Raw genomic sequence first — 17441 nt, 5'->3', positions numbered from 1 at the left:
CCCTTTTGGTAGTTCTCCGAAGTTACCGTTCCATGTGACCGAGCCTTCAGGGAAAATACCGACTATACCGCTTTTCCTTAAAGTGGCCTATATTTGTCTTATAGTATTCATATCCGGGACGCCTTTTTGTTTTGCTATTGCACCAGAAGCTTTTAGGATTGGGCCTGCCCACCAGGCTTGAAAAGTTCCCCTTGCAGCTACCCAAACGATGGGGTAATCAAGAATAGCATTGATAAAAAGCGGGTCGAGAAAGTGAGTGTGATTACCTATGATCAAAAAGGGTGGCTTTGGTATTTTATCCACTCCTTGAACACACAGGTTATATTTTTTTATGAAGCTTTTTGTGAGAAATCGTTTTGCGAGGCGCCAAAGCCATGTATCACCGGGTAGCTTTTCAGTCACCAAACCCCTCCTTATTGAGATGGGAAACTTTTTTATCAATATCATTCTAACATTGAATTATTCTTCGGCATCATAATGTTCAGAAAACTGTTTTTTCTTACATCTCTTTGTTCTCTGAAAGTGCATTGACGATCTTTAAGAGGTTTTTGTGGAAACTCTCAAGGTCTCTGTGCAAAGGTTTTCTTCCTGCATATTTAACCAAAACGTACAATTCTGTGACCAGTTTGAGGTTTTTTTCAAAATCGCTTTCTTTTTCTTTTTCGAGTAGTTCGTAAGGTGTAAGGTGATGAAACCCGGAATAGTACTTTCTTCGAAGCCACCAGTAGGCTCCAAGGATGTAATTAACAGTTGGCGAGAAAGCCGGAACTTCATCCAGGGGATATAGTATGATTCCTTCAGGGATTTCTTCCGGAGCTTCTTCTGGCTGCTCTTTCTCTTTCTTTTCTTTCAATATTCTGATTAAAAAGGAAAAGAGCAATATTGCAAATACAACACCTACAATAACGGTGCCGATTGTGAGGAAAGATCTTAGAGTTATTCCGATTAATGGTACGGTATCTTCAATTCCCTTTTCTTTATTGTCTTTCTCGATGGGCTGTGAATTAAGGTTTGCTGATGGTGCTCCTGTATATCCTGGTTGTTCGTTCGGAACAGCTGCTCCGAAAACAGGCTTATCTGGTTGTTCTCTTAAATACATAAAACCCATGATTGCTAACGAGAGGACCAGTACAAATACGACGGCACCAATTATTAAGGAGTTCCAGAAGCCTTTGATGCGAGTGGCTCTCGCATAAAGAACCAGCATTGTGCTTGCCCCAACAATCAAAAGCAGCAATACCACGAAATCGGATAGTTTATCCTCAAAGCTTTTATGTGCATTCAATATTTCTGGAGCATTGACCGGATGTTCGATATCGATCGAGTTTCCGGTTTTGCTTGAAATGGGAATTTGATGGTTATTGGTAAGGTGTCCTTCTACAGCTGTGGCAGTGTTTGTCGTATTGAGTACCTCTAAAAGCTTGGCAGTTGGGCTGATTTCGAGATTCTCGGTAAACAGTATAATTGTTGATGAAGCGAGTACTAGAAGGATTAGAATACGTAAAGGGATTTCTTGAGAATGTATCAGAAGCCATCCAAGAAGTACCAACAAAAAAGCCACGATGTCCATGGGAACACCCAAAATGGGATTAATCGCCAAGGCTATACCAAGAAGGAAAACTCCCAACCCTGAACTGATAAGTTTTTCAGAAATAATCAGAACAATGGCAGCGAACATCATGATAAAAGCCAAGGACTCTTTTGCAGGGAGTTTTTCTGCCCCTGTTGTGAAAATGACCATGGCAATGATGGAAAAGGGAACCGAGAGGAAAATACTACACCCCATCCGGGATAGCGATTGCAAAGCAATAAGAACTATTATCCCTGTTAACGTTATTGTAGAGGTCAATGAGAACTCTCCACTGAAGAGATAAATACTCAGAAATATCGCATACACCATGACAATAGTTTTTTTAAACACTCTGCTGCTCAATTTCCATTACCACCTCTTGGAGTGATTGGTTGTCTCGCAATATTCGCACGATTATCTGTTCTTCCTCAAGAGCAGCCGCTTTTTCTTTTAGATCTCTCATGTCAATAGGAAGAAGTTCGTAAGATCGTGCTGGCTTGTAACGTGGATCCCTGAATCCATAAGGCATCAGGATCACGATAACTCTGGAACATCTAGCCCTTGCTTTCAACAAGACAGGAAGGATGGAATCAGTCAGATACATAGAGAAGAGCACAACGGTAGTAGCCGGGGTTAACTTCTCCACATCCGTTGATAGTACATCGGATAATTCTGGGCCGGTATTGGTCCCTTCAGAAATAGCGAGAAGTTCCACTGTTTTTACCCAATCATTGCTGAAACTTCCGGTACTTCTAAGCACTTTTTTCCCTACAACTGTCAAATCTATTTTGTGTCCGATTTTCGCGCTCCAGTGAATCAACGATGAGGCTGCCAGGATCGCCTGTTCTTCGTAAAATTCCCGAATTCTGCCCCATACGTCCCGGGCGAAAACTTCTTTTGAAAGATTCAGATCGAGATATAAATGTGTTCTACTGATTGCAGTATAATTGAATTCTTTCACGTAAAGTGAGTTCATTTTTGCGGAAATTTTCCAGTGTATTTTGTTTAGGGGATCTCCGGAATATTCTCTGATCCCTTTCATATAGGTCATGTCTTCCATCAGTTTGAAATCACTCTTCAAACCTGGCAAAAGTTCTCGCAATCTGAGCGGAAAGTTCTCGAATTCCATCAAACTTGGAAGTACAAGAATCTCTTCCGGAGCTTCATAGGTAATCCAGTGTTTGAAGAAGCCCAGGGGATCAGGATAACTCAATAAACATTTTGAGACGTCCTTTATTCCCCGTTTCCCGAAATAGATGTGTGAACTTATTTTTGCCTCTTCGCGAGGCTTCAAGATCAATTTTTTCTTCCTTATTTTCGAAGCGCTGGAAGCAGATTCAACCATTGGCAAAAACCAGACAATGAGTTTTATCGGGGATTTGTTGTGAATCGTATAATCTATTTTTATCTTTTGATCGATGAAAGCCCTGTTCCTTTGAATTTTTCTTTTGACCGTTAAATTTTTGAGCAGGAATCGGCTCATGAAGAATTCAACCCAGAGAATTGCTACGAAAGCCGCAAATAGCAAAGAAAAACCATTAACCTGCAAAGTTAACCATATAAGGGCAATAATGGTCATAATAACAACGTTAGAAGATGAAGAAATTAGCTTCGTTGGTTTCAGTTCAGTCATTTATCAGCGGCACCTCAACCGTGTTGAGGATCTCATGGATGATTTCTTCGGGTGTGCGTTTCATGAGACGTGCTTCAGGTTTCAGCATTATTCTGTGCGAAAGAACATCTACAGCTATTTTCTTAACATCATCAGGAATCACAAAATTCCTTCCGGAAAGGGCTGCCAATCCTCGAGAAATATTCATCAAAGCAATGCTTCCTCTTGGACTTGAACCCAAGAGTAAATCCGGATGTTTTCTAGTGTTTTCTACAACAGTTGTAATATATTCCAATATCGATGGGTCGATCCGAACATTTTTCACCAGTTCTCGAACTTTTGTAAGTTCTGAGGCCTCAGTGACTGGTTTTATTGATTCAATAGGATGTACTTTTTGCATTCCTTCAAGCATTTTTATTTCCTGTTCTTTATCGGGATAACCCATGGATAAGCAGATTGAGAATCTATCGAGTTGGGCTTCCGGCAGCGAAAATGTTCCCTCAAATTCTACCGGGTTCTGGGTTGCAATAACAAAAAAACAATCGTTCAAAGGATAGGTTTTACCATCTATGGTAACCTGTTTTTCTGCCATTGCTTCAAGGAGTGCCGATTGGGTTCTTGGGGTGGTTCTGTTTACTTCATCGGCCAGCAAAATATCTGTGAAAATTGGACCTGGCCTGAAAACGAATTCTTTTGTTCGCATATCCAGGACATTTAATCCGGTTATGTCGGTTGGCAGGAGATCCGGGGTACATTGTATTCGTTTGAATTCAAGACCAAGCGAAATTGCAAGACTCCTTGCCAGCATGGTTTTTCCAACACCTGGAACATCGTTCAAAAGAACGTGACCACCGCTTATCATAACTGCGAGTGTTTTTTCTATAACGTTGTCTTTTCCAATGATTACTTTAGCTATATTTTTCAACACTTTTTCGCCGAATTTTTTTACCTGCATTATTCTCCCCCTCTTTTTTCAACAATTCCTTAGTGTAATTTATCTAAAATATGTTTGCCTCCTAGAAGCCTTGCAGCTCTTTTCCATGCATCTTTCTCGTTGTTTATGCGTTCTTTTGAAAATCTATAATCATTTTTTCTGATAAATTCGCCCAATTCAGCTATTATGTTATTCATTATTTTAAGTTGAGTATTAAACAAAAAAGTAGCCGAGTTTCGATTCTTGCATGCTTCCATGATTTTGATGAAATGTGGTATACATAAACCATTTGACAGTGAAAAATATTCTCTAAATTCCTGTTTTTCAAGAGCTGAAATAAACTCATTGATATACAATTTTTCGAATTCTTTCTCTAAGGCGCAAGCGGGGCAACGACTTTTAATGGTTTCGTAGATCAACGAGCGTTTGTTCTTAAAGAGTTTAACATTATTCTTTGGTTTTAATAGTAGAGATGGTAGAACTTTAGTTGCCTGTTCAAGAATACTTTTGTATATTATTGATTGTCCAAAGGGATCACCCATTGACATAAGGAGTGCAGTGTGCTTTTTGCAAAAACCCATTGCATTGTCAATTGTTCCCATGATTCTTGGGTCATTAACCAGCTCATAGAGTAGTATATCAAAGTAATTGACAACGCTTTTTTCCGTTGCCAAACATATGGGACATACGTTTTTTTCGTTTTCAATTAGGTCAAGAAGGGTGAAATACGCCTGATTCTCTTTCTTCTGATTGTGTTTCATAGGCATCGACCATCCATATCAAAAAAATAAAAACTCCTACCTCATAGAGATAGGAGTCATCAGCCTTTTGGCAATTAGGGCGGACCCCATCGCCCAAAGAAATTTTATCATAAAAGGTACTTATTGTTACCAAAAAAGCGGTACAGTCAATTTCAAAAAAGATGTTTTATCAAATATACTGATAATTTCTCTTCCATTTCCTTAAGTCCTTGTTTGGTTGGACTGTAGTAAATGTTTTTATTGCTTTCCATTCTTCTTACAACGATCCTTTTCAAACTGAATCGTAGAATGCTCTATATGGAACTGTCTCTCTAGAAGATCGTTTATTTCATCTAAATAGGCATCGGCTTTTTCCAGATTATTGTCAAAGAGTTCCACGTGACATTCGAGATATTTGTCGTGCCCATCTGTTGTCCATACATGGAGATGATGAACATTTTTCACAAAATCAAATTTCTCGATTTCTTTCGAGATCTTTTCTAGTTCAATATCCTTTGGAGTTCCCTGCATGAGAATATGAACGGATTCTTTCAATATGGAAATGGATTGAAAGAGTATGAAAACACCAACGACTCCGGTAAACAGGGGATCAAGAATTATCCAGCCGTAATTCCTTATGAGAACGGCAGCGATTATTACGAATACCGAAGAGAGAGTGTCACTTACGATATGTATGAAAGTCGATTTCACGTTCAAGCTCTTTTTTGCGTCATTGAATAGTAAAATGGCCGTGAAGAGGTTGCCGAGTAAGCCAATAACTGCAACTGTCAACATGACTGTACCGTTTATTTCCGAAGGGGTAAAAACTTTTTTTAATGCTTCCACAAAAAGGAAAAGCGCAATGGCAAGAAGAACAATTGAGTTCAGAGCAGCCGCCAGGATCTCTGCTCTCTTGAAACCGTAGGTATGAAACGGTGTTCGTTTTTTTCGCGCAATTCTTTTTGCTGAGTAGCTCACAATCATCGAGCTTGAATCAGTGAGATTGTGAAGAGAATCTGAAATCAGAGCCAGACTGTTTGATACTATTCCACCAATAAATTCCACGAGGGTTATCCCGAGATTCAGTACAATGGAAAACAATAATCGTCTTTCAGAGGTATCCTCAAAACTATGTGAATGCCCGTGTTTTTTTCTATGGGAATATGCCATTTTAATCCAGTCCTTTCCATCCCTTTTTGATATTATCTCACCATTGTAGAGATGCCAACGAGACCTCTTCCGCCGTGCACGAGTAGGGCTGGAGAGATTATCCCGGTGAAGAGTTTTTCTATTTTTACGTTTTTAAATTCATGAAGGAGCATTTTGGCAAGGTTCAATGTTCCTTCATCATCGCTGGATCTGTAAATTGCTAATGCTTCTACGTCCCTTTCGTTGATAAATTCTTGCGTCAATTCCGCCATTTTTTTTGATGGCTCTATTCATTCCTCTGACTTTGGCTGCACTGTAAAAGGTTCCATCCTTTTCAAGACCTATAACCGGTTTAATATTCAATAGCTCTGCTATGGTAGCACTTATCTTTCCTATTCGACCGCCTGCTTTGAGAAATTTCAGAGTGGGAAGTGTAAACAAAACCTTTATTTTCTTTTCAATGTACTCTTTTAAGGTGCTGACTATTTTGTCAATGTTGTTTCCTGATTCTATGAGTTTGAAAGCTTTGAATATCAAAAGTGCAGAGCCAATGGAAACACTTCTGGAATCAACGATCTTTATTTTGAGGTGCGCAAATGTTCTTTGAAAGCTTTCTGCTGTCATCCGAAAAAGGTTTAGCGTCCCGCTTTGACTTCCAGCAATATTTATACAAATGATTTCATTGATTCCTTTGCTCATAAGGCGAAAGAACCCTTTTTCCACATCGGAGTAAGCCGGAATTGAAGTTTTTGGAATGGTCCCATTTTCCATTAAGCGAAGCAATTCTTCACGTTTTATCTCATTGTCTCTGAAGGTTTGAGAATCTATGACTACCCGTACCGGGACAACCTCAACGTGACCGCTTTTAGCTATTCCATCGGGGACATCTGTTGCAGAGTCACAGAGAATGCCTATCATGCCTGAACCTCCTTTTTTGTTTTTAGTGAATGTCATGTGCATTTAAATCCCAACAATTTATTATACTTCTTTTCGCACGAAAGCAAAAAAAGAACATAATGCGTATTAATCTCTTAAAAGGTTTGGATTAAAAGATACAAGATGAGATACTAGTTTCAGGAGAAGAATTTTCAGGAAAGGTGGTGTCGCTTTTGAAAAACATACTAATGGTCTATCCAGAATATCCGGACACCTTCTGGGGATTCAAGCATGCTCTGAAGTTTGCTTCTAAAAGGGCTGCATTACCTCCATTGGGATTGCTGACGATCGCTTCTTATCTTCCAGATGAATGGAATATAAAGTTGGTCGATATGAACTGTGAGAGGTTGAAAGAAAAGGATGTTAGAAACAGTGATTACGTTTTTATAAGCGCTATGGCTGTACAACGTGAATCTGTCAAAGATGTCATACGGCGATGCAACGAATTGAATGTTCCGGTTATTGCAGGTGGACCGCTATTCACAATGGAACCCGATCATTTTCCGGATGCAGATCATTTCGTTTTAGGAGAAGCTGAAGAGATCATGCCAGAACTCGTAGAAGATATTGAAAATGGCAAATTGAAGAGATATTACGCAAGCCCGGATTTTCCTGATATAACAAAAGCACCTGTTCCCAGATGGGATCTTTTACATCTCAAGTGGTATTACTCGATGGGGATACAGTATTCCAGGGGCTGTCCATTCGACTGTGAGTTTTGTGAGATAGGTGCACTTAATGGCCATGTTCCAAGATCGAAAAGTACAGAACAGATTATTCAAGAATTGCAAACCCTCTATGATTTGGGATGGAGAAGATCTGTTTTTTTTGTGGACGATAACTTCATCGGGAAAAGATTTGACCTCAAACGGAAAGTTTTACCAGCTATTATCGAATGGCAAAAAGCGCATAACTACCCTTTCACATTCTACACGGAGGTATCCATAGATCTTGCGGATGACGATGAACTAGTAAACTTGATGACCCGGGCGGGATTTAACAGGGTTTTTGTTGGTATAGAAACTCCGGATAAGGAGAGTCTTAAGGAAACAAACAAATATCAGAATATCAAACATAATCTGGAGAAATCCGTAGAGAAATTACATTCTTCAGGTCTTGAAGTACAGGGGGGTTCATCATAGGGTTTGACCATGATACGCCTTCTATATTCAAGCGTCAATTCAGTTTCATTCAACGAACGGGTATAGTAACGGCCATGGTTGGCATGCTGAATGCTCCTCGTGGAAGCAAGCTTTACGAGCGGATGCGTAATGAAGGCAGATTGATCAGTGAGTTTGTTGAAAATAACGTGGAGATTTCCATAAATTTTATTCCCAGAATGAATATAAAAACCCTGATCTCCGGTTATCAAAGGCTTATGAAACAACTTTATTCTCCCGTAAATTACTATAGACGGTTAAGAAAATTCTTGTCTGTCTATAAATTCCCCAATACTTTTAGATTGAAAAAAATAACTTTCATAGAAATCAAAGCCTTTTTAAGGTCGCTTGTGGTGATAGGGATATTTGGTAAAGAAAGGTTTGAGTACTGGAAATTACTCATATGGAGCCTCTTCAAAAAAAGAAGGCATTTTCCACTGGTCGTGGCGCTTGCAATATCAGGTTATCATTTCAGGAAAATAGCCGAGAAAATTTCAAAAAAGAAGGTTTCATTGATATTCGAAAAACCTTTCTCTTCCGGAAATCTTGCCGCTAAGACGTAATCAGTGTGGCTTTGACTCCACGAAGAGCCTCGAGATAAATCTGATTATCTTTCGTTTCATTAACCAACGCCAGATATTCATTATCTCTTTTTTGAAGCCCCTAACTAGCAATATTGTGAAAATGAACACACCGATTATGAAGACTATCCACCAATAATTTATTACCACGAAAGAATAAAGATAAAGCCACAGGAAGGCACCTATCCTGTCTATTACGTTGAAATCCGGGGAGTTAACCTTCACAACTTCATAATCAATGCCGGTATCTTTTACACGGACTATCAAATAGTGATAAAAATAATGTTCTTTGTTCAAACCAACCAATTCCGCTCCAGCACCACCGGTTACGATATACGGAACACCTTCCCATTCTCCTCTGAAATATCCGTGGATGTGGCCGGCAAAAACCATTGTAACGTTATATTTTTGTAGAAGCTTCAGTAGTTCCATGGCGTTTTTTGTGTTTTTTAATGAATGTCCGGGTTGTTTATCCATTGGAAGTCTCGGATCGAAGATAGGTACGTGAAGAAAAACAAACCTGTATTTGTGTTTTTGTGAGTTTTTCAATTGTTCTTCCAGCCATTTCATCTGCCAGGCACCTATGGTTTCTTCGTTGGAACTATCAAGAACTATGAAATAGACCTGATCAACGGCGAACGCGTAATACAGAGGACCGAAGAATTCGACGTAATTATTCATACCACCATCGGCAATGTCGTGATTTCCTGGGACAGGAATAAATGGCTTTTGTAGCTTAGAGAGCTGTTTCAAAAAAAAGTTGTATTTTGTTACACTTCCATCGAACACCATGTCTCCAGTATTCACAACGGATGTGATCTCGGGGTTGGTGTTGATCTGCTCAATTATCTTTCCAAAGGTTGAGATTGAATTCTTGTTATCCCCCAGGACAGCAAAGGAAAAGTTTCCCGAATGGGTTTTGATCTTGTTGACACTGTTGTAAACCACGTTTTTAACGGATTCACTTTGAATGAACGGCATGGTTATCTTTATAGCAGAAATCGCAATTAAGAAAACAGAAATTATCCAGATAATCAGGCGTTTTCTTCTATTATTCATAGTGTTTGCTCCTTTTTTCTTATGATACTACTTATATCATATTTATATCATGCTTTTCAACGACAAATCTACCCGACGTTGAGAATTTAATCAAAATGCTTTGAAGTGTATGTAGCGACAGGTAGCCTGTTGTTTTTTCTTGGGTGGTGAGTAGAAAAGGATTAAAATAAAAAAGCAAATGGCAACGCTAACAGCAAATTTTTCAACTGGGTAAAAACAATATAAGAAAGGAGGGAGCCAGCACACCACTCTGTATTGAAATGAGGAACCTTCTGCTGGCGTTCATCGTGAAGAAGACTGTTTTGAGTGTTGTAACTTTACTATTGTTGCTACTCGCGGTTACTTCCTGTGTAAAGATAGACGAGGCTCTCTCAAGCGGTTTCGATTACCTTCGACTCGGGGATTATGATAATGCAATATCTAAGTTTAACAAGGTTTTGTTTTTTTCAAGTGACAAGCAGAAGGAAGCTCTTGCCTACGAGGGAATGGGCTGGGCTTATTATATGAAAGGTTTTTTCGGAACCTCTGAGAGCAATTTTTTTCGTTCATTAGAAATAATACCTTCCAATTCCAAAGCTAAAGCTGGGCTGGTTCTGGTCAATGTTAGAAAAGGGAATTGGGATGAAGCTCTAGGCCACGGAGAGTTTATTGTTGATGAAACGGAGTTTCAAATTGACTATCTGCCAGACCCTCTTGGAAGGGAAGAACTGCTGAAATTGCTGGCCATTGCCTCGATACATGCACATGATGATGCGGCTTATAGTACTTATACAGGTATGATTACGGATCAGGATTTTCTTGATCGCCTCGAACAACTGAAAGGGGGCGAGTAAAATGAAGAAAGCTATTATTGTTTTTTTGCTCTTAATAGTAACTTCTTTAGCCTTTTCTGTTCCGGCATATCCGGGAGAGATAGCGCTTTCTCAACCCGATGGAACGATTTTAACGGTTAGGGTTATAGGTGATGAATTTGCACACGTCACCCTTTATAATGGATTTCCGATAATAAAGAATGTTGACACCGGTTGGTGGGAATACGCAGTTTTCGATGAAACCGGTAAATTGATACCTTCGAGGAGTAAAGCCGGCATTGACGCACTTCCAGATCTCTTTGAAATTTCAACGGTTTATGATTATCTGAGCGCGGTGGAAAGACCTCAATATGTTGCCAGTGCTCCAACATCCGGTGTGCTGAAATTTCCGGTAATACTCGTGAACTTTTCTGATACAACCCCCACATGCACGCCCGATGATATTGAACCGATTTTTAACGGCAGTACCGATTCAATAAAAAGCTATTATTTTGAAGTCTCTGGCGGTAAAGTTATTCTTGAGTTTGTTGTTGTGGGCTGGTACACGGTATTCGAAACACATGATTATTATGGGGAAGATGAGGGTGGTGAAGGTAATGACGCACATCCTCAAGAACTTGTTAGCGAAGTAGTGCAGCTTTCAGATGGTGCTATCGACTTTTCACAGTTTGATAACGATGGTGACGGTTACGTTGACAGTGTCATAGTGATTCATCAGGGTGAGGGCCAGGAATTATCGGGAGATCCATATGATATATGGTCACACAGCGGGGATATCTGGCCGTACTTGTATTTAGATGGTGTGTATATAAAACATTACACGATCCAGCCGGAAACGGTGGGAGGAAAGTTGTTGACAATCGGGGTTGCCTGTCATGAACTCGGGCACGTTTTTGGGTTGCCAGATCTGTATGACACTGATTACAGTTCTGATGGAATTGGTTTATGGGGGCTGATGGCTGCTGGAGCATGGAATGGCATACACAGAGCTGCGGATTCCCCTGCCCATATGTGTGCCTGGAGCAAGAAAGAACTTGGTTGGGTAACGGTTGGTTCCTTGAATGGATTCAACGGCCATGAATTATTATCTCCAGTTGAAACCAACTTCGAGGTCCTGATGTTCGAAAATGCAGACCGTCCAGCCGGAGAAGAGTACTTTCTTTTAGAAAACCGTCAGTTGCTTGGCTACGATGCGGCTCTTCCGGGCGCGGGGTTGTTGATTTACCATATCGATGAAGATGCTTATCAGACCAATGATTTGCATAGAAGGGTAGATGTCGAAGAAGCGGATGACGACAATGCCCTTGATACTTACGGTGGAGATAATGGTTCTGCTGGCGATCCGTTCCCTGGAACTTCGGCAAATATTGAATTTGGTCCCGGCACTTCGCCAAGTTCGACATTCTACGATGGAACCTCAAAACTCAGTGTTGAAAATATAACTGTAAATGGTCTTGATATTGAATTTGACGTTCGTACCGGTGTGGTACTCAAAGCACCGCTGCCATATGTTATTTATGGAGAATCGAACACACTGGTGTATGAATTCATTTCCGAGATAGTGTCTTACAACCTGATTTCTCAGGATGCAACTATAATAGATTGCACACTTGCTCCCGATAGGCTTTCTTTGGATGTCCAGGTGCTGTCACCTGATCATCCCTTTGAGCTGACGCTTGAAGCGACGGATGGAACTGGCGAAAGTGAAGTCCTGACCCAGAGGTTCTTGCCTTTCATTTATCTAATTGTTCATGACGGTGTCTCTGAAAATCATCTTATCACTGTAAAAGAATTGAACTGGGATGAGGTTGAGTATGAGGCGCCTGACGGTACCTGGAACGGTGACGCACCGCTTTACTGGAAGTGGATAGATTCGTTGCCTGTCGAAGTATTTGGTCATCAATTGGAGGAGTGAAACCAGAATAAGCAGCAAATGCCCGCCTTTTGGCGGGCTTTTTTAGTTTTGAACGAACATTCTTTTTAGGTGGTCAAAGAATTGTTAGCATAAGTCTTTGCCGGCGGGGGAAACTAACGAGCGAAGGGGTGTCGTGTATGAAAAAAATGGTTGGTGCGTTGCTTGTTTTATTTCTGGTGATTTCTTCTATCGCCATTGCGGATGGGATAGTTATCCCGAATTGGGAATCGCATGTTATGCCACCACTCCCTGATGTACAAATGTTTTACATGACTTATCACTATGTGACTATAACTGTAGAGAATGGTATCGCAAAGGTAAGAATCGAAGAGGAGTTTGTGAATCCGAATTCTATGCCTATCGAAGCTGAGTACATCTTCCCTGTTCCATTAGGTGCCGTTATAGACAGGTTTTCCATGATCGTGGGCGATCAGGTTTATGAAGGAAAGGTTTTGCCAGCTGAAGAGGCACGGAAAATCTACCAGGATATCGTTAGAAGAATGAAAGATCCTGCGCTTTTAGAATATGCCAACAGCAGAATGGTGAGGATGAAGGTTTACCCATTTGAACCGGGAGAGCACAGGCGATTTGTTATTGAGTATGTTCAACCTTTGGAGCTGTGGGGATCATCGTATACGATGACGTATCCGTTGAAAATCGAAAGTATGCTTTCCAGATCCATAGAAAACGTTCGGATTGAAGTGGTCGCTGATCCGAACGAAATCTCTGACGTCTTTTCCCCGATACATTCTTTTAATTACATAAAAAAAGGCGACGAGAGTTCCTGGGTATTCTCAGCATCCGATTATGTTCCACGTTCTGATGTATCTTTAGCTTTGACAGTAACAGGGGGGACGCTTTCTTCCTCGATCATGAATTATTGGGATGAAGCAGACAGGCGCGGGTACTTTCTTCTCACCCTTGTGCCACCAAGAGAGCCTGAAAGAATCATTCCGAAAGATATAGTTTTTATTCTGGACATTTCCGGGTCTATGAGCGGTCAAAAGATTGAAAAAGCGAAACTCGCGTTGCTGCAGGTTCTGCAAATGCTCCATGAAGGTGATAGGTTTTCAATCATAACTTTCAACAATGAAGTAAACAATCTTACAGAGCGTCTGCTGCCTTTTTCGGATAGAACAGAATGGTATCCGGCAGTAAAGCAAATAATGGCTGGTGGCATGACAAATATTCATGATGCATTGCTTGAAGGTATTGAAGTTCTTGGTACGCAGAGTACGGATGACAGGTATAAAGTTGTGCTGTTTCTCACCGATGGTGCACCAACAGAAGGTATTACTGATATTGGAACAATTATCAGGGATTCCACAAAACTTGCTAAGGTAAGAGATGTACATCTTTTTGTTTTTGGTGTAGGATACGATGTAAATGCCGAATTACTTGATGAACTAGCAGAAAAAGGAGGGGGAAAGGTTAAATACATCGTTGAGAACGAAGAAATTGATGAAAAGGTTCTGGAGCTTTATAGAATGATAGAGACTCCGGTCATGTCGAATGTTCATCTTGAAATAAACGGTACAGATATTTCTTATGTTCTTCCCAAGGGACCTTACACCCTGTTCTCTGGAACGGCATTGAGGATATCAGGCGTGTATTACCATGAAGGTGTGGTAAACGTAACCCTTTCATGGGAGGAGAAACTCAATGGCGTCATTGTCCAGAATAAGATCAAATACAAATTTGATTTAACAAGGAACTCCAGTTTCCCGTTCATTGCTACTTTATGGGCACAAAAGCGCATTAGTGAACTGGCGAATATCTACAGGTATGATGAAACCCTGACCCCAGCACAGCGCGAAGAGATAAGGCAAGAAATAATCAATTTATCAAAGAAATACAACATAATCAATGAATTCACTTCTTATCTCATAGATCCCGAGAGCGAAATGGCTGCTGATTACAATGTCCCGATTCGTACCGGAAATAAATCGGTTATGCCAACACTGGTAGCACCATTGGGTGGAGTCATTAATTATGTTGAAGTTGGCGATATTCTCGCTTCGAAAGCTGTATCTGAAATGAAAGAGGATATCATTATTGCAGGGGAAGAAAATCGTCAGTATGTCGGTGATAAACTATTTGCAAAGTACGATGGCATTTGGACTCAGGAAGGGTTTGAAGAGTACAAAGGGCTGGAAGTTCACATCAAATCCTTCAGCGATGCGTATTTCCATCTGTTTTCCAGGGATTTTTGGATTGCTGATGTACTAAAGCTTGGAGATAAAGTTCGGTTCATCTATGAGGGATACAAAATCATTACTGGAAATGATGGAATGGAGACCGTTGATGAGCTTCCTGAGGTTCTGAGATGAACAGTAATTTTAATGAAAAACTTAATACAAGCCAAATTAACTGAAAAGCCCGACAGATGTCGGGCTTTTTTATAATATAATCAAGAAAAGTTACAAAATACGCTACATTATGGCATGGCCTTGCATCATTAAAATTAGGAGGCCTATTTATGTTGTACAAAAAAGGATTCACACTTGTTGAGCTGTTAATTGTTCTTGCTATTATTGCTGTTTTAGTTGCTGCACTGATTCCACCAGCGATGAATTCTATAAGAAAAGCAAAGGCTGTTCAGGTTGCCCGGAACCTGAAGAATCTTTCCATTGGTTTTGAAAATAAGATATTGGTGGATAACGTTCCCCCATTATCAATTGATGAGATTGGAAGGAATATTCCGGACAATTATGGAGTGGCATATGAAGTAAGTAATGGGACATGGTTGGTAGTTGTATATTATACTGGCAAAGATGTTGACTACGATACGCTCAAAACCATACTACCTGACGTTTCCCAGGACTACGTTCCGTTGAGCTCACCAACAGTATTGTCGGGAAGTCCGTCTTACTCAGAAGATCCTGAAAACATCTACTATAGCTACGTGATCTCGATAGGTGGCGGGACTCTAGAAGCAGATGTTGAGATCACAAACATTGAATACGCCGCAAATCCTGAAGTGGTTCATATAAAAAATCTCGGAACACTCTCTGTGAATCTTCTTGGGTGGAAGTTGAAAGATATAGCCAACCATATTTTCACATTTCCTAATTTCGTGCTTGAGCCGGGTGAAGAAGTCAGGGTCTATTCCCACGTTACCGCCAGCTCGCCGATGCCAGAAGGAGAAAATAATTTGAAGTGGACAGGGCAATATGTATGGAACAACGATGGAGATACTGCTTATCTCTACGATTCTTCAGGTGCAACGGTAACCACTTATTCTTATTGAGGACGGAAATGGATTTCCTGACCAAAAATAGAACATGATATAATCCAGAGAATATAGGATAGTTAGTCAAAGAAATGGAGGCTCTTAAGCTTATGATTTTTGAAAGAGAAATAGATGATGTAGTGGAATCCTTAAGAAACGCGAAAATACATGGTCGAAAAACTGCTCTCTTGATAGGTACAGGGTGTTCTGCTCAGGCCGGTGTTCCGACAGCAGCCAAGGTTGTAGATATGATAAAGGAGACCCGGCCTTTGGACTACGAAAGGGCCCCGAAAAAAACGTATTCCAAATGTATGAGCCAGCTAGCTCCTGGCGAGCGTAGGGATCTTATAGCCAATTTTACCGATGAAACGAAAGTAAATTGGGCGCATATTGTAATAGCGCAGCTTATGAAATCAGGTTATGTTGACAGAATCCTTACAACTAATTTTGACTCACTTGTAATTCGGGCCTGTGCTCTTCTCGGGGAATTTCCTGCCGTATATGATCTCACTACAAGTGCAAACTTCAAACCGGACTTCATCCCGGATAAAGCGGTTTTCTATCTTCACGGGCAGCGGACCGGATTTGAGCTTATCAATACCGAGAAAGAGTTTGAGGAACATGTTAAACGTATAGAACCGGCCATAATGGATACGGCACGGGGAAGAATGTGGATCGTTGTGGGATACAGTGGTAGAAACGATCCTGTTTTTGATCATCTGGCAAAATTCCCGCGTTTTGATTACAGGCTTTACTGGGTAGGTTATAAAGACAGCGAGCCTCCCAAGCACGTTCAAGAAAAACTTCTTCAAGAAGGTAAGTACGCTTTTTATATCAGAGGTTACGATGCCGATAGTTTCTTCGTTAAATTGGCGCAGAACCTCAATTGTTTTCCACCGGATTTTGTCAGTCGCCCGTTCTCTTATCTCCAAAATCTTCTGAGTAACCTCACTCCATGTCCTTTAAGCGAGAACAGCAAAGAGGATGTTGTGGAACTAACGAAAGAAAAGGTGAAAAAAGCGATAGAGCTTTTTGAGGAATAATACCGGAATTGCCTTTGGCAATGATGTGCGGAGCTGCGCTCCGGAGGCTTGCAACGCTGTCAGATGGTGAACGATGCGAACTGCAAGCGGTTGTTGCGAACTCTTTCAGAGTTGTTTCGAACCACTACGTGGTTGTTCCGAACTGCTTCGCAGTTGAAAAAACTGATAAAACAGATTTTACAAAAGCCAACTTGTCATCCTGAGCTCGATTCAGGATCTCCGGATCTTAACTTCTCGAATCTCGGGTCTCGAATCCCGGGTTTTTATCCGCCGAAGGCGCAAATCACCGGTGTAGCCGGTAGCTACAACTGCGAAGCAGTTCGAATCAACTACGAAGGAGTTCGCCCCACCGCCGCAGTCGGTCGTTCCAATCCCGAAGGGATTCGTATCACCGCTGCAAAACAGCTTTCTCGGATTTCATTGTTGTTGGTTGTACGTTGTGCGTTCGTTTTTCTAACCCCTAGACCAGCTGTTTTCAAAAAGTCGGCTTGACCCCCAAATATTGGACAAAAGCAGACCAACATCAAGGATTTACGTACACAGGCTCGTTTTGGCTGGAGAATTCAGTATAGTATCTTGGTGTTTGGTATTTCAATGACCCATGAGGTCTCAGGTTGTTGTAAAAAGACAGATATACCTTTAGTTTTTCACACAAGTCTTCAAGATTCTTGAATTCGTTGTTTCTTACGAATTCCCTT

At 40.8% G+C, this 17441-nt stretch carries 16 protein-coding genes, 1 pseudogene and 1 riboswitch; of the genes and pseudogenes, 7 read left to right on the top strand and 10 right to left on the bottom strand.

Annotated elements, in window-relative coordinates; genetic code table 11:
- Nucleotides 1-87: 87 nt before the first annotated feature.
- The 8 genes from DU53_RS12375 to DU53_RS02010 form a co-directional block, all read right to left on the bottom strand.
- Entirely contained in the window at nt 88-402 is a 315-nt protein-coding gene (locus DU53_RS12375; protein ID WP_063727178.1) for a 1-acyl-sn-glycerol-3-phosphate acyltransferase, read from the bottom strand.
- A 97-nt stretch (nt 403-499) separates the two neighbouring features.
- Nucleotides 500-1933 carry a hypothetical protein gene (locus DU53_RS02035; protein ID WP_012744940.1) on the bottom strand — a complete coding sequence of 478 codons (1434 nt, stop codon included), beginning with the start codon at nt 1931-1933 and terminating at the stop codon, nt 500-502.
- Nucleotides 1914-3203 carry a DUF58 domain-containing protein gene (locus DU53_RS02030; protein WP_063727175.1) on the bottom strand — a complete coding sequence of 430 codons (1290 nt, stop codon included), beginning with the start codon at nt 3201-3203 and terminating at the stop codon, nt 1914-1916. The genes DU53_RS02035 and DU53_RS02030 overlap by 20 nt, the downstream gene beginning before the upstream one ends.
- Nucleotides 3196-4137 carry a MoxR family ATPase gene (locus DU53_RS02025; RefSeq protein ID WP_012744938.1) on the bottom strand — a complete coding sequence of 314 codons (942 nt, stop codon included), beginning with the start codon at nt 4135-4137 and terminating at the stop codon, nt 3196-3198. The genes DU53_RS02030 and DU53_RS02025 overlap by 8 nt, the downstream gene beginning before the upstream one ends.
- A 29-nt stretch (nt 4138-4166) precedes the next feature.
- Complete coding sequence (locus tag DU53_RS02020) at nt 4167-4877, bottom strand: DUF6062 family protein (RefSeq protein ID WP_063727173.1); 711 nt, start codon at nt 4875-4877, stop codon at nt 4167-4169.
- Nucleotides 4878-4920: 43 nt separating this feature from the next.
- A riboswitch (Fluoride riboswitch) is annotated at nt 4921-4980 on the bottom strand.
- 134 nt (nt 4981-5114) lie between these two features.
- On the bottom strand, nt 5115-6026 hold the full coding sequence (locus DU53_RS02015) for a cation diffusion facilitator family transporter (protein ID WP_082853747.1): 912 nt from the start codon (nt 6024-6026) through the stop codon (nt 5115-5117).
- Between the two features lie 32 nt (nt 6027-6058).
- Complete coding sequence (locus tag DU53_RS13135; RefSeq protein WP_255358859.1) at nt 6059-6193, bottom strand: hypothetical protein; 135 nt, start codon at nt 6191-6193, stop codon at nt 6059-6061.
- 10 nt (nt 6194-6203) lie between these two features.
- Entirely contained in the window at nt 6204-6923 is a 720-nt protein-coding gene (locus tag DU53_RS02010) for a DegV family protein (protein WP_161484729.1), read from the bottom strand.
- 206 nt (nt 6924-7129) lie between these two features.
- Here DU53_RS02010 and DU53_RS13300 point away from each other — a divergent pair.
- Nucleotides 7130-8664 (top strand): annotated as a pseudogene (locus tag DU53_RS13300) (B12-binding domain-containing radical SAM protein).
- Here DU53_RS13300 and DU53_RS02000 read toward each other — a convergent pair.
- Nucleotides 8665-9741, bottom strand: coding sequence for a metallophosphoesterase (locus DU53_RS02000; RefSeq protein ID WP_063727171.1), 1077 nt, complete (start codon nt 9739-9741; stop codon nt 8665-8667).
- 260 nt (nt 9742-10001) lie between these two features.
- Between DU53_RS02000 and DU53_RS01995 the strand changes: the two genes are divergently transcribed.
- From DU53_RS01995 to DU53_RS12240, 6 genes are all read left to right on the top strand, one after another.
- Nucleotides 10002-10574, top strand: a complete 573-nt coding sequence (locus tag DU53_RS01995; RefSeq protein WP_063727169.1) for a tetratricopeptide repeat protein — start codon at nt 10002-10004, stop codon at nt 10572-10574.
- Between the two features lies 1 nt (nt 10575).
- Nucleotides 10576-12468 carry a M6 family metalloprotease domain-containing protein gene (locus DU53_RS01990; RefSeq protein WP_063727168.1) on the top strand — a complete coding sequence of 631 codons (1893 nt, stop codon included), beginning with the start codon at nt 10576-10578 and terminating at the stop codon, nt 12466-12468.
- 137 nt (nt 12469-12605) lie between these two features.
- Nucleotides 12606-14798 carry a VIT domain-containing protein gene (locus tag DU53_RS01985; RefSeq protein ID WP_012744930.1) on the top strand — a complete coding sequence of 731 codons (2193 nt, stop codon included), beginning with the start codon at nt 12606-12608 and terminating at the stop codon, nt 14796-14798.
- Nucleotides 14799-14947: 149 nt separating this feature from the next.
- Nucleotides 14948-15718, top strand: a complete 771-nt coding sequence (locus DU53_RS01980) for a lamin tail domain-containing protein (protein WP_012744929.1) — start codon at nt 14948-14950, stop codon at nt 15716-15718.
- Nucleotides 15719-15810: 92 nt separating this feature from the next.
- Nucleotides 15811-16743: an SIR2 family protein gene (locus DU53_RS01975; RefSeq protein ID WP_063727166.1), complete on the top strand. Its 933-nt coding sequence runs from the start codon at nt 15811-15813 to the stop codon at nt 16741-16743.
- A gap of 153 nt (nt 16744-16896) precedes the next feature.
- Nucleotides 16897-17235 carry a hypothetical protein gene (locus DU53_RS12240; RefSeq protein ID WP_161484728.1) on the top strand — a complete coding sequence of 113 codons (339 nt, stop codon included), beginning with the start codon at nt 16897-16899 and terminating at the stop codon, nt 17233-17235.
- A gap of 31 nt (nt 17236-17266) precedes the next feature.
- Here the strand turns inward: DU53_RS12240 and DU53_RS11785 are convergent.
- Nucleotides 17267-17441, bottom strand: a 175-nt coding sequence (locus DU53_RS11785) for an integrase core domain-containing protein (protein WP_153020791.1), incomplete at its 5' end; no start/stop codon positions are given.

Source organism: Kosmotoga sp. DU53 (genome assembly GCF_001639905.1).
GTDB classification, from domain to species: domain Bacteria; phylum Thermotogota; class Thermotogae; order Petrotogales; family Kosmotogaceae; genus Kosmotoga; species Kosmotoga olearia.
This window is presented reverse-complemented; position numbering and strand designations above follow the sequence as displayed.

Excerpts from the sequence above, each read along its gene's own strand:
- DU53_RS01990 (WP_063727168.1), top strand. The coding sequence starts at position 10,576 with ATGAAGAAAGCTATTATTGTTTTTTTGCTCTTAATAGTAACTTCTTTA.
- DU53_RS02020 (WP_063727173.1), bottom strand. The coding sequence starts at position 4,877 with ATGAAACACAATCAGAAGAAAGAGAATCAGGCGTATTTCACCCTTCTT.
- DU53_RS02010 (WP_161484729.1), bottom strand. The coding sequence starts at position 6,923 with ATGATAGGCATTCTCTGTGACTCTGCAACAGATGTCCCCGATGGAATA.
- DU53_RS01985 (WP_012744930.1), top strand. The coding sequence starts at position 12,606 with ATGAAAAAAATGGTTGGTGCGTTGCTTGTTTTATTTCTGGTGATTTCT.
- DU53_RS02000 (WP_063727171.1), bottom strand. The coding sequence starts at position 9,741 with ATGAATAATAGAAGAAAACGCCTGATTATCTGGATAATTTCTGTTTTC.
- DU53_RS02030 (WP_063727175.1), bottom strand. The coding sequence starts at position 3,203 with ATGACTGAACTGAAACCAACGAAGCTAATTTCTTCATCTTCTAACGTT.
- DU53_RS01995 (WP_063727169.1), top strand. The coding sequence starts at position 10,002 with ATGAGGAACCTTCTGCTGGCGTTCATCGTGAAGAAGACTGTTTTGAGT.
- DU53_RS02015 (WP_082853747.1), bottom strand. The coding sequence starts at position 6,026 with ATGGCATATTCCCATAGAAAAAAACACGGGCATTCACATAGTTTTGAG.
- DU53_RS01975 (WP_063727166.1), top strand. The coding sequence starts at position 15,811 with ATGATTTTTGAAAGAGAAATAGATGATGTAGTGGAATCCTTAAGAAAC.
- DU53_RS01980 (WP_012744929.1), top strand. The coding sequence starts at position 14,948 with ATGTTGTACAAAAAAGGATTCACACTTGTTGAGCTGTTAATTGTTCTT.
- DU53_RS02025 (WP_012744938.1), bottom strand. The coding sequence starts at position 4,137 with ATGCAGGTAAAAAAATTCGGCGAAAAAGTGTTGAAAAATATAGCTAAA.